19 protein-coding genes and 2 tRNA genes are annotated in these 25,099 nt (G+C 67.5%); 11 read left to right on the forward strand and 10 right to left on the reverse strand.

Annotated features, from left to right (window positions below):
* Nucleotides 1–71 precede the first annotated feature (71 nt).
* The 5 genes from gcvT to dinB all read right to left on the reverse strand — a co-directional run bounded on the left by gcvT (nt 72) and on the right by dinB (nt 7,652).
* On the reverse strand, nt 72–1,184 hold the full coding sequence (gene gcvT / locus M8R19_RS07625; RefSeq protein ID WP_249917469.1) for a glycine cleavage system aminomethyltransferase GcvT: 1,113 nt from the start codon (nt 1,182–1,184) through the stop codon (nt 72–74).
* 93 nt (nt 1,185–1,277) lie between these two features.
* Entirely contained in the window at nt 1,278–4,139 is a 2,862-nt protein-coding gene (gcvP, locus tag M8R19_RS07630) for an aminomethyl-transferring glycine dehydrogenase (protein WP_249917470.1), read from the reverse strand.
* A 14-nt stretch (nt 4,140–4,153) separates the two neighbouring features.
* Nucleotides 4,154–4,531, reverse strand: coding sequence for a glycine cleavage system protein GcvH (gene gcvH / locus M8R19_RS07635; RefSeq protein WP_043271120.1), 378 nt, complete (start codon nt 4,529–4,531; stop codon nt 4,154–4,156).
* Between the two features lie 265 nt (nt 4,532–4,796).
* Nucleotides 4,797–6,323: a transcriptional regulator GcsR gene (gene gcsR, locus M8R19_RS07640; RefSeq protein ID WP_043317776.1), complete on the reverse strand. Its 1,527-nt coding sequence runs from the start codon at nt 6,321–6,323 to the stop codon at nt 4,797–4,799.
* Nucleotides 6,324–6,524: 201 nt separating this feature from the next.
* Nucleotides 6,525–7,652 carry a DNA polymerase IV gene (gene dinB / locus M8R19_RS07645; RefSeq protein WP_281688564.1) on the reverse strand — a complete coding sequence of 376 codons (1,128 nt, stop codon included), beginning with the start codon at nt 7,650–7,652 and terminating at the stop codon, nt 6,525–6,527.
* A 147-nt stretch (nt 7,653–7,799) separates the two neighbouring features.
* On the opposite strand from dinB, the gene M8R19_RS07650 reads away from it, so the two are divergent.
* From M8R19_RS07650 to M8R19_RS07670, 5 genes are all read left to right on the forward strand, one after another.
* A tRNA-Met gene (locus M8R19_RS07650) sits at nt 7,800–7,876 on the forward strand.
* 115 nt (nt 7,877–7,991) lie between these two features.
* A tRNA-Met gene (locus M8R19_RS07655) sits at nt 7,992–8,068 on the forward strand.
* A gap of 165 nt (nt 8,069–8,233) precedes the next feature.
* Nucleotides 8,234–10,867 (forward strand): bifunctional lysylphosphatidylglycerol flippase/synthetase MprF, encoded by a 2,634-nt coding sequence (mprF, locus tag M8R19_RS07660; RefSeq protein ID WP_249917471.1) that lies wholly within the window; start codon nt 8,234–8,236, stop codon nt 10,865–10,867.
* 1 nt (nt 10,868) lies between these two features.
* Nucleotides 10,869–12,149: a virulence factor family protein gene (locus M8R19_RS07665; RefSeq protein ID WP_249917472.1), complete on the forward strand. Its 1,281-nt coding sequence runs from the start codon at nt 10,869–10,871 to the stop codon at nt 12,147–12,149.
* A gap of 119 nt (nt 12,150–12,268) precedes the next feature.
* Nucleotides 12,269–12,832 (forward strand): cytochrome b, encoded by a 564-nt coding sequence (locus M8R19_RS07670; RefSeq protein WP_058073370.1) that lies wholly within the window; start codon nt 12,269–12,271, stop codon nt 12,830–12,832.
* Nucleotides 12,833–13,146: 314 nt separating this feature from the next.
* On the opposite strand, the gene M8R19_RS07675 is transcribed toward M8R19_RS07670, so the two are convergent.
* Complete coding sequence (locus M8R19_RS07675; RefSeq protein WP_249917473.1) at nt 13,147–15,051, reverse strand: potassium transporter Kup; 1,905 nt, start codon at nt 15,049–15,051, stop codon at nt 13,147–13,149.
* Nucleotides 15,052–15,301: 250 nt separating this feature from the next.
* Between M8R19_RS07675 and rimO the strand changes: the two genes are divergently transcribed.
* The 4 genes from rimO to tsaA all read left to right on the forward strand — a co-directional run bounded on the left by rimO (nt 15,302) and on the right by tsaA (nt 19,163).
* On the forward strand, nt 15,302–16,624 hold the full coding sequence (gene rimO, locus M8R19_RS07680) for a 30S ribosomal protein S12 methylthiotransferase RimO (RefSeq protein WP_064583991.1): 1,323 nt from the start codon (nt 15,302–15,304) through the stop codon (nt 16,622–16,624).
* Between the two features lie 53 nt (nt 16,625–16,677).
* Nucleotides 16,678–17,139, forward strand: a complete 462-nt coding sequence (locus M8R19_RS07685) for a YehS family protein (protein ID WP_116423051.1) — start codon at nt 16,678–16,680, stop codon at nt 17,137–17,139.
* An 879-nt stretch (nt 17,140–18,018) separates the two neighbouring features.
* Nucleotides 18,019–18,384, forward strand: coding sequence for a DUF2784 domain-containing protein (locus M8R19_RS07690; protein WP_074985497.1), 366 nt, complete (start codon nt 18,019–18,021; stop codon nt 18,382–18,384).
* 68 nt (nt 18,385–18,452) lie between these two features.
* On the forward strand, nt 18,453–19,163 hold the full coding sequence (gene tsaA, locus M8R19_RS07695) for a tRNA (N6-threonylcarbamoyladenosine(37)-N6)-methyltransferase TrmO (RefSeq protein ID WP_249917474.1): 711 nt from the start codon (nt 18,453–18,455) through the stop codon (nt 19,161–19,163).
* 207 nt (nt 19,164–19,370) lie between these two features.
* On the opposite strand, the gene fpr is transcribed toward tsaA, so the two are convergent.
* Nucleotides 19,371–20,147: a ferredoxin-NADP reductase gene (gene fpr / locus M8R19_RS07700; RefSeq protein WP_009616858.1), complete on the reverse strand. Its 777-nt coding sequence runs from the start codon at nt 20,145–20,147 to the stop codon at nt 19,371–19,373.
* A 233-nt stretch (nt 20,148–20,380) separates the two neighbouring features.
* Between fpr and M8R19_RS07705 the strand changes: the two genes are divergently transcribed.
* Nucleotides 20,381–21,307 (forward strand): LysR family transcriptional regulator, encoded by a 927-nt coding sequence (locus M8R19_RS07705; protein ID WP_009616855.1) that lies wholly within the window; start codon nt 20,381–20,383, stop codon nt 21,305–21,307.
* Nucleotides 21,308–21,382: 75 nt separating this feature from the next.
* Here M8R19_RS07705 and M8R19_RS07710 read toward each other — a convergent pair whose 3' ends face one another.
* From M8R19_RS07710 to erdR, 3 genes are all read right to left on the reverse strand, one after another.
* On the reverse strand, nt 21,383–22,555 hold the full coding sequence (locus M8R19_RS07710) for an IS4 family transposase (RefSeq protein WP_249917089.1): 1,173 nt from the start codon (nt 22,553–22,555) through the stop codon (nt 21,383–21,385).
* Between the two features lie 331 nt (nt 22,556–22,886).
* Entirely contained in the window at nt 22,887–23,258 is a 372-nt protein-coding gene (locus tag M8R19_RS07715; RefSeq protein ID WP_058070966.1) for a diacylglycerol kinase, read from the reverse strand.
* 82 nt (nt 23,259–23,340) lie between these two features.
* Complete coding sequence (erdR, locus tag M8R19_RS07720; protein WP_249917475.1) at nt 23,341–23,991, reverse strand: response regulator transcription factor ErdR; 651 nt, start codon at nt 23,989–23,991, stop codon at nt 23,341–23,343.
* Between the two features lie 226 nt (nt 23,992–24,217).
* On the opposite strand from erdR, the gene M8R19_RS07725 reads away from it, so the two are divergent.
* Nucleotides 24,218–25,099: a DMT family transporter gene (locus M8R19_RS07725; protein ID WP_249917476.1), complete on the forward strand. Its 882-nt coding sequence runs from the start codon at nt 24,218–24,220 to the stop codon at nt 25,097–25,099.

Raw genomic sequence — 25,099 nt, forward strand, 5'->3', positions numbered from 1 at the left:
GGCGTATAACCGCGAACGGTTATACGCCCTACCCCGCTTTTCGTAGGAGCGGACTCCGTCCGCGATGCTCTTCAGCCGCGGTAATACCGCTGCGGCACGAACGGCGTGCGCGCCACCTTCATCGGCACGCGCTTGCCGCGCACCATGGCGAAGACTTCGCTGTCCAGCGCCGCATGGGCGCTGGCCACGTAGCCCATGGCCACCGGCGCGCCCAGGCTCGGGCCGAAGCCGCCGCTGCTGACCTTGCCGATCACCGCGCCTTGCGCATCGACGATCTCCGCCCCTTCACGCACCGGCACGCGCTCCTGCGGCAGCAGGCCGACGCGCTTGCCAGCCACGCCTTCGCGCTGCTGGGCGAAGATGCGCTCGGCGCCGGGGAAGCCGCCGGCACGCTCGCCATCGGCGCGGCGCACCTTGGAGATGGCCCAGCCCAGGCTGGCCTCCACCGGGGTGGTAGCGCTGTCCATGTCGTGGCCGTACAGGCACAGGCCGGCCTCCAGGCGCAGCGAATCACGCGCGCCAAGGCCGATCGGTTGCACTTCTTCCTCGGCCAGCAGCGCGCGGGCCAGGGCTTCGGCCTGGGCCACGGGCACGGAAATCTCGTAGCCGTCCTCGCCGGTGTAGCCGGAGCGGCTGACGTTGCATTGCACGCCCAGCAGTTCGACGCTCGCCACCTGCATGAAGGTCAGGTCCTTCACCGCCGGGGCGAAGCGCGCCAGCACCTCGGCCGCGGCCGGGCCTTGCAGGGCCAGCAGCGCGTGGCTGTCGAACAGCGATTCGATCTCGCAGCGCGCGCCGATGTGCTGGCGCAGGTGCGCCAGGTCCTGGTCCTTGCAGGCGGCGTTGACCACCAGGAACAGGTGGTCGCCGGCGTTGGCCACCATCAGGTCGTCGAGGATGCCGCCCTCGGCGTTGGTGAACAGCGCGTAGCGCTGCTGGCCGACCGGCAGGTCGAGGATGTCCACCGGCACCAGGCTTTCCAGCGCAGCAGCGGCGTCGGCGCCGCGCAGGCGCAGCTGGCCCATGTGCGACACGTCGAACAGGCCGGCCTGGGCGCGGGTGTGCAGGTGCTCCTTGAGCACGCCCAGCGGGTATTGCACCGGCATCTCGTAGCCGGCGAAGGGAACCATCTTCGCACCCAGTTCCAGGTGCAGGTCGTACAGCGGCGTCTTGGCGAGGCTCATGGTGTCTCCTTGGCGAAAAAAAGGCCGCGTCGGCGCATCCGGCGCCAACCGCGGCCACGGCGCCCGCCGGAACGGGCGCGGGGACTTAAGGGTTCACGCGTCCTGGTAGTCGGCGATCGACGGGCAGGAGCAGGCCAGGTTGCGGTCGCCGTAGACGTTGTCCACACGGCCCACCGGCGGCCAGTACTTGCCGTCCACCAGGCTCGCCAGCGGGTACACCGCCTGCTCGCGGCTGTAGGAGTGCGACCAGTCGCCGACCAGCTCCGCCGCGGTGTGCGGGGCGTTCTTCAGCGGGTTGTCGTCCTTGTCCAGCTCGCCGCGTTCCACCGCGCGGATTTCCTCGCGGATGCGGATCATGGCGTCGCAGAAGCGGTCCAGCTCCTCTTTCGACTCGCTCTCGGTGGGCTCCACCATCAGCGTGCCGGCCACCGGGAAGGACATGGTCGGGGCGTGGAAGCCGAAGTCGATCAGGCGCTTGGCCACGTCGTCGACGTTGATCCCGCTGGTTTCCTTGAGCGGGCGCAGGTCAAGGATGCACTCGTGGGCCACCAGGCCGTTCTCACCGGTATAGAGCACCGGGTAATGCTCTTCCAGGCGGCGGGCGATGTAGTTGGCGCCGAGGATGGCCGCCTGGGACGCGCGCTTGAGACCGGCGCCGCCCATCATGCGGATGTACATCCAGGTGATCGGCAGGATGCTGGCGCTGCCGAAGGGCGCCGCGCTCACCGCGCCCTGCTTGCGCTCCAGCTGCTCGCCGTGGCCGGGCAGGAAGGGCGCCAGGTGCGCCTTCACGCCGATCGGGCCGACGCCCGGGCCGCCGCCGCCGTGGGGGATGCAGAAGGTCTTGTGCAGGTTCAGGTGCGAGACGTCGCCGCCGAACCTGCCCGGCGCGCACAGGCCGACCATGGCGTTCATGTTGGCGCCGTCGATGTACACCTGGCCGCCGTTGTCGTGGACGATGGCGCAGATGTCGCGCACCGCTTCCTCGAACACGCCGTGGGTCGACGGGTAGGTGATCATGATCGCCGCCAGGCGCTCACGGTGTTCCTCGGCCTTGGCCTTGAGGTCGGCCAGGTCGACGTTGCCGCGCGCATCGCAGGCGGTGACCACCACGCGCAGGCCGGCCATCTGGGCGGTGGCCGGGTTGGTGCCGTGGGCCGAGGACGGGATCAGGCAGATGTCGCGATGCCCTTCGCCACGGCTGGCGTGGTAGGCGCGGATGGCCAGCAGGCCGGCGTATTCGCCCTGGGAACCGGCGTTGGGCTGCAGCGACACGGCGTCGTAGCCGGTGGCGGCGCAGAGCATGGCCTCCAGTTCCTCGGTCATGGCCCGGTAGCCGGCGGCCTGCTCGGCCGGGGCGAAGGGGTGCAGGTTGCCGAACTCGGCCCAGGTGATCGGGATCATCTCGCTGGCGGCGTTCAGCTTCATGGTGCAGGAGCCCAGCGGGATCATGCTGCGGTCCAGCGCCAGGTCCTTGTCGGCCAGCTTGCGCAGGTAGCGCATCAGCTCGGTTTCGGAGTGGTAGCGGTTGAACACTTCGTGGCGCAGGAAGGCCGAGGTGCGCAGCAGTGCTTGCGGCAGCTGGTCGCCGACACTGGCGGCCAGGGCGGCGAAGTCCGGCAGCGCCTGGCCGGCGGCGAACACCGCCCACAGGGCTTCGACGGCGGCCTGCTCGCAGGTCTCATCGAGGGAAACGCCGACGCGGCCGTTGTCGATCACCCGCAGGTTGAGGCCGGCGGCCTGGGCGGCGGCGTGGACTTCGGCAGCCGGGCGCGCGGTAGCGACGCTCAGGGTGTCGAAGAAGTATTCCTGCTCGACCTTGTGGCCCAGCTGCGCCAGGCCGGCGGCGAGGATGGCGGTCAGCCGGTGCACGCGCCGGGCGATGTCGCTCAGGCCCTGCGGGCCGTGGTAGACGGCGTACATGCTGGCGATATTGGCCAGCAGCACCTGGGCGGTGCAGATGTTGCTGGTGGCCTTCTCGCGGCGGATGTGCTGCTCGCGGGTCTGCATGGCCAGGCGCAGCGCCGGGTTGCCGAAGCGGTCGATGGAGATGCCGACCAGGCGGCCCGGCATGTCGCGTTTAAACGCGTCGCGGGTGGCGAAGTAGGCCGCGTGCGGGCCGCCGAAGCCCAGCGGCACGCCGAAGCGCTGGGCGCTGCCCAGGACCACGTCGGCGCCGAATTCGCCCGGCGGGGTGAGCAGGGTCAGCGCCAGCAGGTCGGCGGCTACGCCCACCAGGGTGCCGGCGGCGTGGGCGCGCTCGATCAGCTCGCGGTAGTCGATGACCGCGCCGGTGCTGGCCGGGTATTGCAGCAGCACGCCGAAGTAGGCGGAAAAGTCCTGCAGCGCGGCCTCGTCACCGACCACCACTTCGATGCCCAGCGGCTCGGCGCGGGTGCGCAGCACGTCGAGGGTCTGCGGGTGGCAGTGCGCGGAGGCGAAGAAGGCCTGGGCGGCCTTGTTCTTCGACAGGCGCTTGCAGAAGGTCATGGCCTCGGCGGCGGCGGTGGCTTCGTCCAGCAGCGAGGCGTTGGCGATCTGCATGCCGGTGAGATCGCCGATCAGCGTCTGGAAGTTCAGCAGCGCTTCCAGGCGGCCCTGGGAGATTTCCGGCTGGTAGGGCGTGTAGGCGGTATACCAGGCCGGGTTTTCCAGGAGGTTGCGCAGGATCGGCGCCGGGGTGTGGCAGGGGTAGTAGCCTTGGCCGATGTGGTTGCGCAGCAGTTGGTTCTGCGCGGCGATGGCGCGCAGGTCGGCCAGGGCCTGGGCCTCGCCCTGCCCCGCGCTGCCGTCGAGCACGCTGGTGCCCTTGATGCTGTTGGGGATGACGCTGTCGGTCAGGGCGTCGAGGCTGGCGTAGCCGACCAGCTCGAGCATGGCCTGGGTGTCGGCCTCGCGCGGGCCGATGTGGCGGGCGATGAATTCGTTGCTGGTGCTCAGTTGGACCTTGCTCATGCGGGCTCCCCGGTTCAGGCGCGGGCGGACAGGTAGGCTTCGTAGCCGGCCTGGTCCATCAGGGTGTCGAGGGCGGCGGCGTCATCCAGGCGGATGCGGAAGAACCAGCCGTCGGCCAGCGGCGCCTGGTTGACCAGCTCCGGGCCGTCGATCAGCGCGGGGTTGACCTCGGTGACCTCGCCGGCCAGCGGCATGACGATGTTGCTGGCGGCCTTCACCGACTCCAGCACCGCCACTTCGGCGCCCTGTTCATGGCGGCCGAGCTCCGGCAGCTGGACGTAGACCACGTCGCCGAGGGCCTCCTGGGCATAGTCGGTGACGCCGACGGTCACTTCGCCGGAAGCTTCGAGGCGCAGCCATTCATGGTCGGGTGTGAAGCGCAGGGTGGTCATGGGTCGTCCTCTTGGTCTCGTCTGGAGCCGTCGGGTGGCTCGCGATTTTTCCCGGCACGAGAGCAAGGGTGATGCCAAAACCAATAAAGCACTTATAAATCAATCAGTTGATAAATATCGTCGCCAAGCGTGATCCAGCCATTGGAACGAAATCGTTCCATAAAAACCAGCCAGTCACCTGGTATTTGGCATATCGGAGCCCCGGCTGGCGCGGCGCCCGCCAGATGGAACGAAACCGCTCCACCGGAGTGAAAGCGTTCCACCCTCAGCGCTCGCCGATCCCGTACTTGCGCAGGCGCTGGCCGATGGCGGTGTGCGAGGTACGCAACCGCGCCGCCAACTGACGAGTGGACGGATAGGCCGCATAGAGGCGCTGCAACAGCGACTTCTCGAACTGCTGCACGGCCTCCTCCAGGCTGGTGACCTCCTCGTCGGCAGCCTGGCGGGTGTCCAGCTCGGTACCGGCCACTTCCAGGTCCTCGACGCCGATCACCTCGCCCTCGCCGATGGCCGCGGCGCGGAAGATCTTGTTCTGCAACTGGCGCACGTTGCCGGCCCAGCGGTTGCCCAGCAGCAGCGGGTGGGTTTCCGGCGCCAGGCGGCAGGGCGGGCGCTGGATCTGCGTGCAGGCCAGGCGCAGGAAGTGCTCGGCCAGCAGCAGGATGTCCTGGCCGCGCTCGCGCAGCGGCGGCACCTGCAGGTTGAGCACGTTGAGGCGGTAGTAGAGGTCTTCGCGGAAGCTGCCCTCGCCGACCATCTTCGCCAGGTTGCGGTGGGTGGCGCAGAGCACCCGCACGTTCACCCGCACCTCGCGCTCGCCGCCGATGCGGCGGAAACAGCCGTCGCTGAGGAAGCGCAGCAGCTTGGCCTGCAGGTAGGGCGACATCTCGCCCACTTCGTCGAGGAACACAGTGCCACGGTCGGCCAGCTCCAGCAGGCCCGGCTTGCCGCCGCGCTGGGCGCCGGTGAAGGCGCCGGAGGCATAGCCGAACAGCTCACTCTCGGCCAGGCTTTCCGGCAGCGCCGCGCAGTTCAGCGCCAGGAAGGGTTCCTCGCGGCGCGCGCTCAAGGCATGGCAGGCGCGCGCCACCAGCTCCTTGCCGGTGCCGGTCTCGCCCTGGATCAGCAGCGGCGCGTCAAGCCCGGCGACCTTGCGCACCCGTGCCTTGAGTTGCATCAGCGGTGCGGAGCGGCCGATCAGGCCCTGCAGGCCCTCGGCGTGGTCGTGGTGCAGCAGCGACAGGCGCTCGCCGATGCGGCTCGGCGGGTAGAGCGTCAGCAGGCCGCCGTCCAGCGCATCTCCGGTGCCGCGGATCGGCGTGGCGTCCAGCAACAGCGGCTGACCGCCCAGGCTGACCTCGTGCATCGGCAGGCGGAAGCCCTTCTCCACCAGGTGCTCGGCCAGGCCCGGCTCGTCGAACAGGGTGGACAGCGACTCGCCGGCCGGCTGGCGGCCGCACAGGTCGATCAACCGCGGGTTGGCGAGGAGCACCCGGGCCTGGGCGTCCACCGCCAGCACCGGGTCGCCCATGGCCGCCAGCAGCGCGTCCAGGTGCAGGCTGCGGCGCTGGCCGGGGAGCATGTCGACGATCTGTACCGAGAGCACGCCGCGCACCCGCAGCAACGCGCCGTGCAGTTCGTGGAGCACTTCCTGGCGCAGCTCGGGGGCATCTATATAGACGTTCGGCGGCACCATCTCCACCGCGTCCAGGTTCAGGTTGCGCGCGCCCAGCAGCGCCAGGACTTCCTGGGTGATGCCGACGCGGTCGGTGAAGGTGACGTGGATTCGCATGCTCGGGGCCCTGGCTACGCGCTGCGCATGATCGGACTTTTACCCGGCGCCGACAACGCTCAGAACCTGTCTACGAGCTCGCGAGCTAGAGCAGAACAAGGCAAAAACAGGGGAGGGAGCGCAGTTTAGTCCACTAAATGAGCATCACTCGCCTGTTTTTAACGCAGTTATGCCGACGCGCAGCAGATCGTAGGCAGGTTCTCAGAACAGGCTGAGTTGTTCAGCGCGGCCACGCAGGTCGACCAGGCGCACGCCCACGCCGATCAGCCGCACCGGCCGGGCGCCGCGCTGGAAGGCCTGGTTCAGCAGTTGCCGGTAGCTGTCCAGGTCGCGGCTGGCGTTGGCCTGCTCCAGGGTGGTCTGGGTGAAGTCGTGGAACTTCAGCTTGACGAAGGGCTTGCCCGGCCGGTAGCTGGCGTCCAGGCGCTGCATGCGCCGCTGCAGTTCGTCGAGCAGGCCGGGCAGCTCGGCCAGGCAGGCGTCGACGTCGGGCAGGTCGCGGTCGAAGGTGTTCTCCACGCTGATCGACTGGCGCCGGCTGTCCACCTGCACCGGGCGCTCGTCGATGCCACGGGCCAGGTTCCACAGGCGCTCGCCGAAGCCGCCGAACTCGCGCACCAGCGCCAGGCGCGACCAGTCGCGCAGTTGCCGGCAGTCCTGCACGCCCAGGCGCGCCAGCTTCTCGGCGGTGACCTTGCCCACGCCGTGGAGCTTCTTCACCGGCAGCTCGGCGACGAAGTCCTCGACCTGCTCCGGGGTGACCACGAACAGGCCGTTGGGCTTGCGCCAGTCACTGGCGATCTTGGCCAGGAACTTGTTCGGCGCCACCCCGGCGGACACCGTGATGCCCAGCGACGACCAGACTCGCCGGCGGATGTCCTGGGCGATCAGCGTGGCGCTGCCGGAGAACTGCTGGCAGTCGCTGACGTCGAGGTAGGCCTCGTCCAGGGACAGCGGTTCGATGAGGTCGGTGTAGTCGCGGAAGATCCCGTGGATTTCCCGCGACACGCCTTTATAGACGTCCATGCGCGGGCGCACGATGGTCAGGTCCGGGCACAGCTTGACCGCGGTGCGCATGGCCATGGCCGAGTGCAGGCCGTAGACGCGCGCCTCGTAGTTGCAGGTGGCGACCACCCCGCGCTTGTCCGGCGAGCCGCCCACGGCCAGCGGCTTGCCCGCAAGGCTCGGGTCGTCGCGCATCTCGATGGCGGCGTAGAAGCAATCGCAATCGATGTGGATGATCTTTCGCTGCCGGGAACTCAACGCGGAACCTGCTCGGAGGGGATAGCGCCGGAACTCGGAGGAGATGCCCCGTCCGTTCCTGCGCATTAGCTGAAGGCTTCCATGGTAATGCAAAACGGCGCGAACGCCTGCGCCGCCCGCCCGCTGTGGCCCCGCTTCGCTAAGCATCTGAAGAAAAACCAGTTTTTCTGAAAAAACGGTTGACAGGGTAGCCGTCCTGAGTAGAATGGCCGCCGCGGGATGGAGCAGTCTGGTAGCTCGTCGGGCTCATAACCCGAAGGTCGTTGGTTCAAATCCAGCTCCCGCAACCAACATAGAAAAAGGCCACTCTTCGGGAGTGGCCTTTTTCGTTTGCGCTCAATTTAAATAATTGATCGGAAAGCAGAAATCGATTGACAGGGTGTTCATCCCGAGTAGAATGGCCGGCGCGGGATGGAGCAGTCTGGTAGCTCGTCGGGCTCATAACCCGAAGGTCGTTGGTTCAAATCCAGCTCCCGCAACCAACATAGAAAAAAGCCACTCTGCGGAGTGGCTTTTTTCGTTACAGCGGAAAAAGACCGAGCCTGATCCAGGCCGCGGCCCCCCATAATTGCAGTCATTTGTTCCCATGGACTTGGGAATTCGCGCGGGTGCCCCCACCTGTCGCGCAACAGCCATTGAGGTGCCCGATGCGCGTCGACTCCACCGCGCCTGAGACTCCGGAAACTGCCAGCGCCCCTTCCCGCTCCCGCCTGTTCGAGCGGCTCGGCGCCCATCGCCAGGCCATCGGCGTCGGCGTCACCCTGTTGCTGTTCGCCCTGGCGCTGGTGGCCTGCTACCACCTGCTGCGCGACATCGATCCCTATTCCCTGCACGACGCCCTGCTGGACATCCCCGGCAACGCCCTGCTCGGCGCCCTGGCCGCCACCGTGGCCGGCTTCGTCTGCCTGCTCGGCTACGAATGGTCGGCCACCCGCTTCGCCGGGGTGAAGCTGCCGCTGCCGACGCTGCTCACCGGCGGCTTCAGCGCCTTCGCCATCGGCAACGCGGTGGGCCTGTCGATGCTCTCCGGCGGCTCGGTGCGCTACCGCCTTTATGCCCGCGCCGGGCTGAACGCCATGGAAGTGGCGCGCATGACGCTGTTCGCCAGCCTGTCCCTGGGCTGCGCGCTGCCGGTGCTGGCGGCCATGGCGGCGCTCAGCGACCTGCCCGACGCCGCCCTGGCGCTGAACCTGCCGCAGTGGCTGGTGGCGACCCTGGCGGTGGCCATCCTGGCCTTCTGCGTGCTGCTGGTGATCGGCATGGAGCGGCGCCGCGAGCCGGAGCAGCCGTCGCCGGACAGCCAACTGATCCGCATCGGCCGCCGCTCGGTGCGCCTGCCGGGCCTGCGCCTGTCGCTGCTGCAACTGCTGATCACCGCGCTGGACGTGGCCGCCGCCGCCACCGTGCTCTACCTGCTGCTGCCCGAGGCGCCACCGTTCGGCGCCTTCCTGCTGGTGTACATGATCGCCCTGGCCGCCGGCGTGCTCAGCCACGTGCCCGGTGGCGTCGGGGTGTTCGAGGCGATCCTGCTGGCCGCCTTCTCCGGGCAGATCGGCGCCGCGCCGCTGGCCGCCGCGCTGCTGATGTACCGCCTCATCTATGTGGTGCTGCCGCTGCTGCTGGCCTGCCTGCTGCTGTTGGTGGTCGAGGCGCGGCGCATGCTCCTGGCGCGCCAGGCCATGCGCGTGGCCTCCGGCCTGGCCGCGCCGGTGCTGGCGGTGCTGGTGTTCATTTCCGGCATCGTCCTGCTGTTCTCCGGCGCCACCCCGTCCATCGACACCCGCCTGGAGGAGCTGGACTTCCTGGTCCCGCACCGCCTGGTGGACGCTTCGCACTTCGCCGCCAGCCTGATCGGCGTGCTCTGCCTGCTGCTGGCCCAGGGCCTGCGCCGGCGCCTGTCGGCGGCCTGGGCGATCACCCTGGTGCTGCTGCTCAGCGGCGCGGTGCTGTCGCTGCTCAAGGGCGTGGACTGGGAGGAAGCGTCGATCCTCGGCGTCACCGCCCTGCTCCTGGCGATCTTCCGCCGCTCCTTTTACCGCCGCAGCCGGCTGATGGCAGTGCCCTTCTCGCCGCTGTACCTGGCCGCCGCCGGCTGCGTGCTGGCCAGCTCCATCTGGCTGTTCCTGTTCGCCTACCAGGACGTGCCCTACAGCCACGAGCTGTGGTGGCAGTTCGCCCTCGACGCCGACGCCCCGCGCGGCCTGCGCGCCCTGCTGGGCAGCTGCCTGCTGCTGGCCGCGGTGGGCCTGACCTGGCTGCTGCGCACCTCGCCGCCAGCGATCCACGAGCCGAGCGCCGAGGAACTGGACCACGCCGCCGCCATCCTCGCCCGCTCCGAGCAGCCCGACGGCGGCCTGGCGCTGTCCGGCGACAAGGCCCTGCTGTTCCACCCCAGCCAGGACGCCTTCCTCATGTACGCCCGCCGCGGCCGCAGCCTGGTGGCGCTGTACGACCCGATCGGCCCGACCCAGGCCCGCGCCGAGCTGATCTGGCAGTTCCGCGACCTTTGCGACCTGCACCACGCGCGCCCGGTGTTCTACCAGGTGCGCGCAGAGAACCTGCCGTTCTACATGGACATCGGCCTGACCGCCCTCAAGCTCGGCGAGGAAGCGCGCGTGGACCTGCAGCGCTTCGACCTGGAAGCCAAGGGCAAGGACATGAAGGACCTGCGCTACACCTGGAACCGCGGCCAGCGCGACGGCCTCTCGGTGGAATTCCATGAAGCCGGGCAGGCGCCGCTGGACGAGCTGCGGGCGATCTCCGACGCCTGGCTGGGCGGCAAGGCCACCCGCGAGAAGGGCTTCTCCCTGGGCCGCTTCACCCCCGAGTACCTGCGCTACTTCCGCGTCGCCGTGGTGCGCCACCAGGGCCGCGCGGTGGCCTTCGTCAACCTGCTGGAGACCGCCAGCCGCGAGCTGGCCAGCCTGGACCTGATGCGCGTGGTGCCAGACGCGCCGAAGATGACCATGGAATTCCTCATGCTCGGCCTGATCCTGCACTACAAGGAGCACGGCTACGCCCGCTTCAGCCTCGGCATGGTGCCGCTCTCGGGCCTGCAGCCGCGCCGCGGCGCGCCGCTGACGCAGCGCCTGGGCGCGCTGGTGTTCCACCGCGGCGAACAGTTCTACAACTTCCAGGGGCTGCGTCGCTTCAAGGACAAGTTCCAGCCCGACTGGGAACCCCGCTACCTGGCCGTGCCCGCCGGACTGGATCCGCTGGTGGCGCTGGCCGATACCGCCGCCCTGATCGCGGGCGGCCTGTCCGGACTGGTGAAACGCTGATATGTCGAAACGTCGCTGGCGCCTGTTGGCCATCGTCCTGCTGCTGATAGTCGCCGCTGCTGCCGCAGCCGTGGCGCTGTGGTTCCACCCGCTGTCCCAGGCGCGCCTGGAGCACGGCAAGTTGCCCGACGGCAGCCCGGTGAGCCTGGCCATTCCCGCCCGCCATCCGACCGCCACCGTGCTGTTGGCGGTGCCCCAGGACAACAAGCTGGACGACGCCCAGCTGCTGGCCCTGGCCCACGACAACGGCGCCCGGGTAGTGCAGTTCCTCTTCCCCGACAACGATTGCGTGGCCCAGCAGCACCGCGTGCAGGCCGCGCTGAACCTGCTCGACGCCCAGCCCACCCTGGTCGCCGGCGTGCACCAGGGCGGCGCCTGGGCCTGGCGCTGGCTGGCCGGGCAGAACAGCGACAAGGCCAAGGCCCTGTCGGTCGGCTTCGCCCTCGACAAGCCCGACTGCGCCGCGCCCAAGCTGCCCGAGAGCGCCCCCCACGGCCACTGGACCGCGGCCTGGAACGACAACCCGGACGACGAGACCGCGCGCTTCGCCCGCACCCAGCAGAACGCCGAGACCGTCATCGCCAACTACTACGACAGCCTGCCGGTGGTCCTCGACGACCAGCTCAAGCGCCTGATCCAGGGCAGCGGCGACGACTTCCCGGTGGTCGAGGTGCCGGCCGCCAAGCCCTCGCCCACCGTCACCCTGTTCTATTCCGGCGACGGCGGCTGGCGCGACCTGGACCGCGACGTCGCCGGACAGATGGCCGAACTGGGCTACCCGGTGGTGGGCATCGACGCGCTGCGCTACTTCTGGGAGCACAAGAGCCCCGAGCAGAGCGCCGCCGACCTCGCCCTGCTGATGCAGCACTACCGCGAGAAATGGGGCGCCACCCACTTCGTGCTGGCCGGCTACTCCTTCGGCGCCGACGTGCTGCCGGCCATCTACAACCGCCTGCCCGAGGCCGACAAGCAACAGGTCAGCGCCGTGCTGCTGCTGGCCCTGGCGCGCAGCGGGAGCTTCGAGATCGAAGTGCAGGGCTGGCTGGGCAAGGCCGGCCAGGAAGCCGCCACTGGCCCGGAACTGGCGCGCATGCCCGGGCCCAAGGTGCTCTGCGTGTACGGCATCGACGAGAAGGACGAGAGCGGCTGCACCCAGCCCCAGGCCATCGGCGAGAACCTCGAACTGCCCGGCGGGCACCACTTCGACGAGAACTACCCGGCCCTGGCCAAGCGCCTGGTGAACGCCATCCGCGCGCGCCAGGTGCCGCCGAACGAGTCCTGAGCCGAAGGCTGGCTTACACTTCAGGCATTGGCTGCGTCTTCAGCCCAGCTTCAGGCTGCGGACGCAAGCTGCCCCGACCCGCCGCCACGAGCGGGACAGCCTGAAGAGAAGGAGTTTCCATGAGCCAGCCCCCCTACCCGCGCCGCTACGGCAGCCTGTCCATCGCCCTGCACTGGCTGATGCTGGTGCTGATCGCCGGCGTCTACGCCTGTATCGAACTCAAGGGCAACTACCCCAAGGGCAGCGACACCCGCGCCCTGCTAAGCCAGTGGCACTTCATGCTCGGCCTGAGCGTGTTCTGCCTGGTCTGGCTGCGCCTGATCGGCCGTTTCATCTACCCCACCCCGCCGATCGTGCCCGCCCCGCCGGCCTGGCAGATGCTGCTGGCCAAGACCGTGCACGTGGCGCTTTACGCGATGATGATCGGCCTGCCGCTGGCCGGCTGGACCATCCTCAGCGCCGCCGGCAAGCCGATCCCCTTCTGGGGCCTGCAACTGCCGCCTCTGGTGGCGGAGAACCCGGACCTGGCCAAGCAGGTCAAGGCCGTGCACGAGACCGTCGGCAACATCGGCTACTTCCTGATCGGCCTGCACGCCGTCGCCGCGCTGTTCCACCACTTCATCAGCCGCGACAACACCCTGGTGCGCATGCTGCCCGGCGCCGGCGAGGCGCGGCCGGAGTAACCGTCATCCCGTCGCCTTGTAGGAGCGCGCCCTGCGCGCGAATCGCGGGCAGGGCCCGCTCCTACATGATGGGGCTCCGCTTTTCGTAGGAGCGAGCTTGCTCGCGAACAGACTTCTCTGCGGGGGCATTCGCGAGCAAGCTCGCTCCTACGAAGAGCACTTCGGCGCAGCCGGCAACAGAGTTCCCGGGAGGCACGGCCGTAGGAGCGGACTCCGTCCGCGATCGGCCGATCCCATGCACGGTCGATTGGCGAGCCCCCCCAGAAACGAAAAAGCGCGCCCGAAGGCGCGCTTTGTCCTCCCGGCAAGATCGGTCAGATCTCCACCTGCGTCCCCAGTTCGATCACCCGGTTCAGCGGCAGGTTGAAGTAGCGCAGGTTGCCGTTGGCGTTCTTCAGCAGGAAGGCGAACAGCCCCTCGCGCCAGCGCGCCATACCTATGCGCCGGGACGGGATGACCGTCTCGCGGCTGAGGAAGTAGGTGGTGCGCATGGGGCTGAAGTCCAGCTCGTTGAGGTGGCAGTACTTCAGCGCCGCCGGGATGTCCGGGTCCTCCATGAAGCCGAAGTGCAGCAGCACGCGGAAGAAGCCCTCGCCGTAGGCATCCACCTCGAAGCGGCGGTCGGTGGCGACCCGCGGGCTGTCTTCGTTGACCACCGTGAGCAGCACCACCTGCTCGTGCAGCACCTGGTTGTGCAGCAGGTTGTGCAACAGCGCGTGGGGAACGGCATCGGAGCGCGCGGTGAGGAACACGGCGGTGCCCTGCACGCGGTGCGGCGGCTGCGAGCGGATGCTGGCGATGAACAGCGGCAGCGGCAGCGAGCCTTCGTCCAGGCGCTCCACCAGCAACTGGCGGCCGCGCTTCCAGGTGGTCATCAGGATGAACAGGGCGATACCGGCCACCACCGGGAAGGCGCCGCCCTGCACCACCTTCGGCAGGTTGGCCGAGAAGAACAGCACGTCCACCAGCAGCATCATGCAGAAGAACGGAATGGCCAGCCACAGCGGCCACTTCCAGTGCAGCCAGAGCACCACGCCCATCAGCAGGGTGGTCACCAGCATGGTCCCGGTCACCGCCACGCCGTAGGCCGAGGCCAGCGCCGCGGAGGACTCGAAGCCCAGCACCAGCAGCACCACGCCGACCATCAGCGCCCAGTTCACCCCGGCGATGTAGATCTGCCCCTGCTCCTGGCTGGAGGTGTGCTGCACGAACATGCGCGGCACGAAGCCCAGCTGGATGGCCTGGCGGGTCAGCGAGAAGGCCCCGGAAATCACCGCCTGGGAGGCGATCACCGTAGCCACGGTGGACAGCGCCACCATCGGCAGCAGCGCCCAGGACGGCGCCAGCAGGTAGAAGGGGTTGCGCGCGGCCTCCGGGTTGTAGAGGATCATCGCGCCCTGGCCGAAGTAGTTCAGCACCAGGCCCGGCAGCACCAGGGCGAACCAGGCGCGGGAAATCGGCTTGCGGCCGAAGTGGCCCATGTCCGCGTACAACGCCTCGGCGCCGGTCAGCGCCAGCACGGTGGCGCCGAGGATGGCCACGCCGATGCCCGGGTGGACGATGAAGAAGTTCGCCGCCCAGTAGGGGTTCATCGCCTGCAGCACCACCGGGTGCTGGTAGATGCCGTACAGGCCGAGCGCGCCCAGCACCACGAACCAGATCACCATCACCGGGCCGAACAGGATGCCGATGCGCGCCGTGCCATGGCGCTGGATGAGGAACAGGCCGACCAGCACGATCAGCGCCAGCGGCACCACCCAGTGCTCCAGGCCGTCGAAGGCGATCTCCAGGCCCTCGATGGCCGAGAGCACCGAGATCGCCGGGGTGATCATGCTGTCGCCATAGAACAGCGAGGCGCCGAACAGGCCCAGCACCACCAGCACCGAACTCAGCCGCGGGTAATCGTGGGCGGCGCGGCGCGCCAGCGCGGTCAGCGCCATCACCCCGCCCTCGCCCTGGTTGTCGGCGCGCAGGACGAAGATCACGTACTTGATCGAGACCACCCAGACCAGCGACCAGAAGATCAGCGAGAGGATGCCGAGGATGGCGTCGTGCCCCACCTGCACGCCGTAGCCGCCGACGAAGACTTCCTTGAGCGTGTACAGCGGGCTGGTACCGATATCGCCGTAGCAGACGCCCACCGCGGCGACCATCATGCCCAGGGCGGAGCTTGAATGGTTTTCCTGCTGCTCCGCGGTTCCAGCGCTGGCGTTGGACATGTAACAAAATTCCTCTAGGAAAAATTCGGCGCATCCTGCGCCGACGGGCCCCGCGATGCAAGAGCCACGAAAACCTGATCTGAGTGACTATAGAAGGTGTTTGCCGCCCTTACCCTGTGTCCGGCGGCGCTTTCGCCGGCCGCTGCGGCAGCTTGTCTCACAGAGGCTGGTCAAGCGCGCGGGACGCCGCTAGAATTGCGCACTTTTTGATCAGAGGCGCCGCCAGCGCGCCCTTAGAGGTTAGCCGCCCATGTCCACCGCAACGCCCAAAGTCGGTTTCGTCAGCCTCGGTTGCCCCAAGGCAACGGTCGACTCCGAACGCATCCTCACCCAGCTGCGCATGGAGGGCTACGAGATCGTGCCCACCTACGAGGACGCCGACGTCGTTGTGGTGAACACCTGCGGCTTCATCGACAGCGCCAAGGCCGAATCCCTGGACGCCATCGGCGAGGCCATCGCCGAGAACGGCAAGGTCATCGTCACCGGCTGCATGGGCGTGGCCGAGGACAGCATCCGTGACGTGCACCCCAGCGTGCTGGCCGTGACCGGCCCGCAGCAGTACGAGCAGGTGGTCAGCGCCGTGCACGAGGTGGTGCCGCCCAAGGCCGAGCACAACCCGCTGATCGACCTGGTGCCGCCGCAGGGCATCAAGCTCACCCCGCGCCACTACGCCTACCTGAAGATTTCCGAGGGCTGCAACCACAGCTGCAGCTTCTGCATCATCCCGTCGATGCGCGGCAAGCTGGTCAGCCGCCCTGTGGGCGACGTGCTCAGCGAGGCCCAGCGCCTGGTCAAGGCCGGCGTCAAGGAACTGCTGGTGATCTCCCAGGACACCAGCGCCTACGGCGTGGACCTGAAGTACAAGCTGGACTTCTGGGACGGCCAGCCGGTGAAGACGCGCATGCTGGAGCTGTGCGAAGCGCTGTCGAGCATGGGCGTGTGGGTGCGCCTGCACTACGTCTACCCCTACCCCAACGTCGACGACGTGATCCCGCTGATGGCCCAGGGCAAGCTGCTGCCCTACCTGGACATCCCCTTCCAGCACGCCAGCCCGAAAGTGCTCAAGTCCATGAAGCGCCCGGCCTTCGAGGACAAGACCCTGGCGCGCATCAAGAAATGGCGCGAGCTCTGCCCCGAGTTGACCATCCGCTCGACCTTCATCGTCGGCTTCCCCGGCGAGACCGAGGAAGACTTCCAGTACCTGCTCGACTGGCTGACCGAAGCCCAGCTCGACCGCGTCGGCTGCTTCCAGTACTCCCCGGTGGAAGGCGCCCCGGCCAACGACCTGGGCCTGGAGCCGGTGCCCGATGACGTCAAGCAGGAACGCTGGGAGCGCTTCATGGCGCACCAGCAGGCGATTTCCGCCGCGCGCCTGCAACTGAAGGTGGGCAAGGAAATCGACGTGCTGATCGACGAGGTGGACGCCGAAGGCGCGGTGGGCCGTTCCTGGGCCGACGCTCCGGAGATCGACGGCGCCGTCTACATCGACACCTTCGACGTGAAGCCGGGCGACAAGGTGCGCGTGCGCATCACCGATGCCGACGAGTACGATCTCTGGGCCGAACTGGCCTGAGTCGCCGAAAGCCCCGCCTTGCGGGGCTTTTTCTTTCAACCGGGACACTACCGATGCTCAACAACGACATCCTGCGCAGCCTGCGCTACAGCCTCGACATCGCCGACCGCGAGGTCGCCGCCATCGCCGGCCTGGCCGGATTGACGCTGGACGAGGCAGAAGTCGCCGCGCTGCTGGCCCGCGAGGACGAACCCGGCTACCGCGAGTGTCCGGACGAGGTGCTGGCGCGCTTTCTCGACGGCCTGATCATCCACCGCCGCGGCCGCGACGACAGCCGGCCGCTGCCGCCGCTGGAGCTGCCGTTGACCAACAACCTGGTGTTGAAGAAGCTGCGGGTGGCTTTCGAACTGCGCGACCACGATCTGCTGGCGATTCTCGACGAGGCCGGGCTGGTGATGACCAAGGGGGAACTCAACGCGCTGTTCCGTGCTCCCGGTCACGGCAACTACCGTCCCTGTGGCGACCAGTTGCTGCGCAATTTCCTCAAGGGCCTGGCCCGGCGCTCCGATCTCTAACCTGTCATTCCCGCGAACGCGGGAACCCAGTGGCTTCTTGTTTGGGTGTGACGCGCCGCTCCGAGTTTGCGGAGATTTTTTGTTTCGCCCCCTCGGGCGAGTCACTTCTTTCAAACGCCAAAGAAGTAACCAAGAAGGCTTGCCCCAACATACGGGCCCGATAAAGCCGGGCTACCCTCACGAACTCCCCCGCCACGGAGGCCCGCCCCGAGGGTACGTCCCTGTATCCCGCGGGGCTCTCGCGACATCCATGTCGCATGACCTCCTGAGCGCCGGTTTCGCTCGGCCTTCTGAAGGGGCGTTCCGGTGCGCTCGGCTATTTCTCTGGAAGTCCCAAAGCAAAAGCCAGAGCAGGGCTGCTTTTGCTCTTCGTAGGAGCGAGCTTGCTCGCGAACCCCGCAGTCACTGGGTTCCCGCGTTCGCGGGAATGACGGGGGTGGAGGATGGTGCCGGACTGGCAAGCCACTCAGGACAGCCCCCTCTCCCTTCAGGGAGAGGGCTGGGGAGAGGGTTACGGACTTCGCCCCCACACCTCTGCCAATCCTGTACCCCGCCCCCTCCCTAACCCTCCCCCGCAAGCGGGAGAGGGAACCGTTCGGCGTGAAGCGCAATCACCAGCCTCCCTGAATCACAGTACGCAAATCATAGGGCGCGAATAGCAGGAGAACGGCTCCAGGGAGACACGGACGTAGGAGCGGACTCCGTCCGCGATTGGATTCCCCGGCCACACCGAATACCCCGACGGCACGGAGCGGAGCCAGGATTAGCCCCCCGCCAAACCGAAGCACCACCCAAATGAACAGCATCACCACCCTGCCGGCCTTTCCATTGACCCATCTATCCTTCCCTCGACCACTCCACCACGCCGGAAACACCACCATGCTCCTGCGCCTGGCCGCCGACGCCGTGGTGCTGCTGCACCTGGCCTTCATCCTCTTCGTCGTCCTCGGCGGCCCACTGGTGCTGCGCTGGCCGCGCCTGGCCTGGCTGCACCTGCCGGCCGCGGCCTGGGGCGTTACCGTGGAGTGGCTGCAGCTGGTCTGCCCATTGACGCCACTGGAAAACCACCTGCGCCGCGCCGCCGGCGAACAGGGCTACGCTGGCGGCTTCGTCGAGCACTACCTGATCCCGCTGATCTACCCGCCCGGCCTGACACCCGCCGTGCAACTGCTGCTGGGCACGCTGGTCGCGGCGCTCACCCTGGCCTGCTACGGCTGGCTGTTGCTGCGCAGGCGCCGGCGATGACGCAAGCGGCGGGGGTTTGCCGTGCCGATCGGGTAACATGGCGGCCCCTGCTCCACGCGCGTGCCGCCATGTCCTACTCCGTCTCCCCCATCGGCCATATCCGCTCCTGCTTCAAGGAGAAGTTCGCCATCCCGCGCCAACCGCAGCTGGCCCCGGCGGCGCGGGGCGTGCTGGAGCTGCTGCCACCATTCGACGGCGGCGAGGCGGTGGAAGGCCTGGAGCAGGTCAGCCACGTCTGGCTGCTGTTCCTCTTCCACCAGGCCCTGGAAGACAAGCCGCGGCTCAAGGTGCGCCCGCCGCGCCTGGGCGGCAACCGCTCCCTGGGGGTGTTCGCCACCCGCGCCACGCACCGGCCCAACGGCATCGGCCAGTCGGTGGTGCGCCTGGAGAAGGTCGAGCCCGGGCGCCTGTGGTTGTCCGGCATCGACCTGCTGGACGGCACCCCGGTGCTCGACATCAAGCCCTACGTGCCCTACGCCGACGCCGTGGCCGACGCGCGCAACGGCATCGCCGAGGCGCCGCCGGCGCCGATCCCGGTGCAGTGGAGCGACGCCGCCCTGGCCCAGGCCCGGGAGCAGGCCCTGCGCCTGGGCGAACCGGTAGTCGAGCTGGTCGAACAGTGCCTGGCCCAGGACCCACGCCCGGCCTACCAGCAACCCACTCCGGAACGCCGCTACGGCGCACGGTTGTGGGACCTGGACGTGCATTGGCATTACCCCGAGGCGGGGGTGATCCGGGTACTGGATGTGCAACCCGCGCTTCGCCGCCTCACCCCGTAGGGCGCATAACGCCTACGGCGTTATCCGCCGAATCGCGGACGGAGTCCGCTCCTACGGTTCCAGGAAGCACGGTCGTAGGAGCGGATTCATCCGCGATTGGATTTACCGGCCACGCCGGACCCTACGCACTCCTACGCACGGCATTTCCCCGTATCCGCCATGAACCAAAAAGCCCGCCGGGCGGCGGGCTTTTTCAGCGGGCTGCGCTTACTTCTCGACGAAGGCGCGCTCGATCAGGTAGTCGCCCGGCTCGCCCATGCGCGGGGAGATCTGCAGGCCGAAGCCATTCAGCACTTCGCTGGTCTCGTCCAGCATGCTCGGGCTGCCGCAGATCATGGCGCGGTCGTCCTGCGGGTTCATCGGCGGCAGGCCGATGTCGGCGAACAGCTTGCCGCTGCGCATCAGGTCGGTCTGGCGGCCCATGTTGCGGAACTCTTCACGGGTGACCAGGGGGTAGTAGATCAGCTTTTCTTTCACCATGTCGCCGAAGTACTCGTGCTCCGGCAGGACCTTGGTGATGAAGTCGGCGTAGGCCAGCTCGCTGACCCAGCGCACACCGTGGACCAGGATGACCTTGTCGAACTTCTCGTAGACTTCCGGGTCCTGGATCACGCTCAGGAACGGCGCCATGCCGGTGCCGGTGCTCAGCAGGTACAGGTGCTTGCCAGGCTTGAGGTCGTCCAGCACCAGGGTGCCGGTGGGCTTGCGGCTGACCATCAGCTCGTCGCCTTCCTTCAGGTGCTGCAGGCGCGAGGTCAGCGGGCCGTCCGGGACCTTGATGCTGAAGAACTCCAGGTGCTCCTCGTAGTTCGGGCTGGCGATGGAGTAGGCGCGCATCAGCGGGCGACCGTTGACCTCCAGGCCGATCATCACGAACTGGCCGGTCTTGAAGCGCAGGCCCGGGTTACGGGTGGTCTTGAAGCTGAAGAGGGTGTCGTTCCAGTGGTGCACGCTGAGAACGCGCTCGGTGTACAGGTTGCTCATCAAGGACTCCTAGAGATTCGTGGCGCACCCCAGCAGATCCCGGACGTAGCGCGATTGCGCGACATTTTATAGGGGGCGAGAATATCCGCAAAATAAATTATCTGGATATTGCTAATCCAAAACGCAGATAAGGGACGACTGGCGGCCGGCGCGCGCCAGCTTACGCCCCCTGCCGCCCCGCCAGGGGCGACCGAATGTCGCGCCCCTCGCCCGCCACGGAGCCAGCCGAACCGATGAAATTCACCCTGCGCCAGATGGAAGTCTTCGTCGCCGTGGCCCAGCAGGAAAGCGTGTCGCGCGCCGCCGAGGCACTCTCGCTGTCGCAGTCGGCCACCAGCACGGCCCTGGGCGAGCTGGAGCGGCAGTTCGACTGCAAGCTGTTCGACCGCGCCGGCAAGCGCCTGACCTTGAACGCCCTAGGCCGCCAGTTGCTGCCCCAGGCGGTGGCGCTGCTGGACCGCGGCAGCGAGATCGAGACGCTGCTCAACGGCAAGAGCGCCTTCGGCTCCCTGGACCTGGGCGCCACCCTGACCATCGGCAACTACCTGGCCACCCTGCTGATCGGCACCTTCATGCAGCGCCAGCCGGACTGCCGGGTGCGCCTGCACGTGCACAACACCGCCCACGTGGTGCAGCGCATCGCCCACTACGAGCTGGACCTGGGCCTGATCGAGGGCGACTGCCAGCACCCGGACATCGAGGTGCAACCGTGGATGGAGGACGAGCTGGTGGTGTTCTGCGCGCCGCAGCACCCGCTGGCCAACGCAGGCCCCGTGGACCTGCACCGGCTCAGCAGCGAGGCCTGGATCCTCCGCGAGCAGGGCTCGGGCACCCGCCTGACCTTCGACCAGGCCATGCGCCACCACATCGAGCCGCTGAACATCCGCCTGGAGCTGGAGCACACCGAGGCGATCAAGCGCGCCGTGGAGTCGGGCCTGGGCATCGGCTGCATCTCGCGCCTGGCCCTGCGCGACGCCTTCCGCCGCGGCAGCCTGGTGCCGGTGGATACCCCGCAGCTGGACCTGCGCCGGCAGTTCTATTTCATCTGGCACCGGCAGAAGTACCAGACCGCGACCATGCGCGAATTCCTCGACCTGTGCCGCAGCGAGACGGCGGGCATCAGCCGCAGCGACGAGATCGTGCTGCCGATGATTCCCTGAGGCGGGCCTGCCGAACGACCGTAGGAGCAATTGTCTATTGGGTTCCCGCGTTCGCGCACTGCTGTCCGGCACGCCTCATGCTATTAACAGTTGCCCCTGACGCAGGTTGATCTCGCGTATTCGCTCTTGCCGTCGTCGGTAACGTTCAGCCTCCAGGCCAGGACGCTGAAACAGCGTCGCCTGTACCTCCACCATCAGCATCCACAGGCTCTGCTGCGTTCCCGTCCTGCGTTGGTAAAGGCTCAGCAACAAGTAGCTGATCAGCGCACAGAGAATCTGGATGCGCACGGCATTCTCGCTACGGCCCAGGAAACGCCTGACCTTCAGGTGTTGCTTGATCCATTTGAAAAACAGCTCGATCCGCCAGCGATCCCGGTAGCGCTCGGCGATTTCTGCCGCCGGGCTACTCAGGTCGTTGGTCGCCAGGCTCAGAGGCGGCTCATCGCCTGGGCGGTTCACCAGGATCCGCCGCAGGGGCTGGGTGTAGTGATTACGCCGCCGGCCACCTGGGTTGCGGTTGGAGAAACTCACCTCTTCGTCTCGCAGGATCGTTTCCCGGTCTTGCTGGGGGATCTCGCGCTGAGCCAGGACCTTGAGCTGCACATTGGACTTGAATCGTGTGACGAAGCGGGCCTTCTGGGCATCCAGGCTCGCCCACCAGTTGAAGTCGTAATAACCCTTGTCAAACACGTAGGTGGCCTGCGGTTCGATGTTCAGCCTCCTGCCTTCATCAACGTCGTTGACGTTGGCTGCGCTGAAGCTGCAGTGCACCGGCGCAGCCGCCTGCTCGGCATACAGCACATGGACTTTCAGCCCCTGGGAGCGGGTTCGATTGGACAACGTCCATTCGTCGAAGCCAGGGCCCTTGAGGGGGATCGTGGTGGAATCCAGCAGGTACAGCAGCTCTTTCCCGTCACGGCGTAACTGCCGGCAGACGCCCGCCATCAGGTAGTGCGCTGCCTGGGCGAAGACCTCGGTATTACGGCGTTCGTTGGCGTCGGCCAGGGTGGAACGTCGGATCGGGCCCGTACCCAGGTGATAGTGCTGATGGGGGTGGCTGTTGAAGCTGGTTTCAAGCGCACGCAGGCTGCTCGCGCCTGCCAGGTGGGCGTACACCATGGCCACCAGGTGATCCCAACTGCCAAAGCGCTTGCTGTGCTTGTCGGCGTTTTGTTCGGCGACCAGTCGATCGAAGACGCCGCGAGGCAGCGCTTTTAGAACATCGTGAAAACGGCTTATCCTGAACATCTTGCGGGGCTGTGAGGTTGAGTTGGCGCTCAACGGTTTAACCCGTGCCTTCAGCCCCCGCAAGCCCTCCAGACTTTCCCCGATAAATATTCCGGACAGTAGTGCGCGTTCGCGGGAATGACGTTGGAAAACATGACTTTCATCCCGTCATTCCCGCGAACGCGGGAACCCAGAAAACAGCGTAGAACCTCGTCCGCGATAGCCGGAGATTGCGGCACGATTTGCGGATAAGATCCGCTCCTACGCTACCCCACCCACACCACTCCATGTAGGAGCGCGCCCTGCGCGCGAATCGCGGGCAGGGCCCGCTCCTACAGGTAACGGCGCAGGCTCAGCCGAGCAGGATCACCGCCCAGGTCACGGTGATGATGCTCAGCGCGACGAACTGCGCGGCGCTGCCCATGTCCTTGGCGTTCTTCGACAGCGGGTGGCGCTCCAGGGAGACGCGGTCGACTACCGCCTCCACCGCCGAGTTGAGCAGTTCGACGATCAGCGCCAGCAGGCACACGGCGATCATCAGCGCGCGCTCGCCGCGAGTGACGTCGCAGAAGAACGCCAGCGGGACGAGGATGACGTTGATCAGCACCAGTTGGCGAAAGGCCGCCTCGCCACGGAAGGCAGCGACGAAACCGGCCATGGAGTAGCCGGCGGCGTTGAGGATGCGCTTCAGGCCGGTCTGGCCCTTGAAGGGGGAAGAAGTCACGAAGGGCTCTCTGCGAAAAAAGACGCGGCACTCTAAACCAGGTGCCGTAGGAAAATGTGAAACAAAGGTCACGGGCGGCCGATCAGGCGCCCGGAACCGTTTCCATCTGTTGCAGCAACAGCGCCGCCTGGGTGCGGGTGCGCACGTTGAGCTTGCGGAAGATCGCCGTGACGTGGGCTTTGACGGTGGCCTCGGAGACGTTCAGCTCGAAGGCGATCTGCTTGTTCAGCAGGCCCTCGCAGACCATGGTCAGCACGCGGAACTGCTGCGGCGTCAGGCTCGCCAGGCCGGCGCTGGCGGCGCGCACTTCCTCGCTCAGCTCGGTCACCGCGTCGGCCTGCGGCGGCCACCAGACGTCACCGTCGAGCACCGTGCGCACCGCTTGCTGCAGGGTGGCCATCTCGCTGGACTTGGGGATGAAGCCGCTGGCGCCGAACTCGCGGGAGCGCTGCACCACGGCGGCGCCCTCCTGGGCCGAGATCATCACCACTGGGATCTGCGGGTACTGCCCACGCAGCAGCACCAGGCCGGAGAAGCCGTAGGCGCCGGGCATGTTCAGGTCCAGCAGGACCAGGTCCCAGTCGGCCTTCTCGTTGAGCCTGGCTTCCAGCTCGGCGATGCTCGCCGCCTCCACCAGTTTCGCTTCGGGGCCCAGGCCCAAGGTGAGGGCCTGGTGCAGGGCACTGCGGAACAGCGGATGATCGTCAGCGATCAGGATTTCATAGGAAGCCATGTAAGTTCCTTGATGGCCAGGCTCGATCCCGGCCGCGGATAACGGCGGGGCCAGCTTGGGAAAGGTCGTGACCTGATTGGCGCATTGTACGCAAATGCATCGGCCGATGCCTGCCGAGAATGCAGATGCGGGCGACTGCCAGCGCACCCGCTGACGGAATGGACAGCTTTTCAAAGTCCCCGGCTTGCGGCAGAGTTGCGCTCTTTTTTTGCCTGCCGAGAACACCATGAAGAGCCACGCCCTGCGCGCCGATATCCTGATGCTGGTCACCGCCATGATCTGGGGTGTGTCCTTCGTCGCGCAGCGCCTGGGGATGGACGCCATCGGGCCCTTCCTCTATACCGGCCTGCGCTTCGCCCTCGGCGCGCTGATGCTGCTGCCGCTGCTGGCCTGGTCGGCCAAGCGCGGCGCCCAGCCGTTCAACCGCGGCCTGCTGCTGGCGGGCCTTGCCATCGGCACCGCGCTGACCCTCGGCATCAACCTGCAGCAGGTCGGCCTGCTGTTCACCAGCGTGACCAACTCCGGCTTCATCACCGGCCTGTACGTGATCATCGTGCCGCTGCTCGGCCTGCTGCTCGGCCACCGCACCGGCACGGGCACCTGGCTCGGCGCGGCGCTGGCGGTGATCGGCATGGCCATGCTGAGCATCGGCCCGGGCTTCAAAGTGGCCTCCGGCGACTGGCTGCAGCTGACCGGCGCGCTGGTCTGGGGCTGCCACGTGTTGCTGGTGGGCCTGTTCGCCAGCCGCTACGACCCCATCCGCCTGGCCTTCCTGCAGTTCGTCACCTGCTCGGTGGTGAGCATGGCGCTGGCGCTGGTGTTCGAGGAAATCCACTGGGACGCCATCGTCCAGGCCGGCCCGGCGCTGCTCTACGGCGGCCTGCTCGGCGTCGGCACCGGCTTCACCCTGCAGGTGATCGCGCAGAAGCACGCCATCGCCTCCCATGCTGCGATCATCCTCTCGCTGGAAGCGGTATTCGCCGCCATCGCCGGGGCGATCTTCCTCGACGAGAGCCTGCACGCGCGCGGTTACTTCGGCTGCGCGCTGATGCTAGCCGGCATGCTGGTGGCCCAGCTGTGGCCGCAGAAGAAGGCCGCGACGGCCTGA

Origin of the sequence: Pseudomonas sp. R3.Fl, from assembly GCF_023516765.1 — a bacterium.
GTDB classification, from domain to species: domain Bacteria; phylum Pseudomonadota; class Gammaproteobacteria; order Pseudomonadales; family Pseudomonadaceae; genus Pseudomonas; species Pseudomonas citronellolis.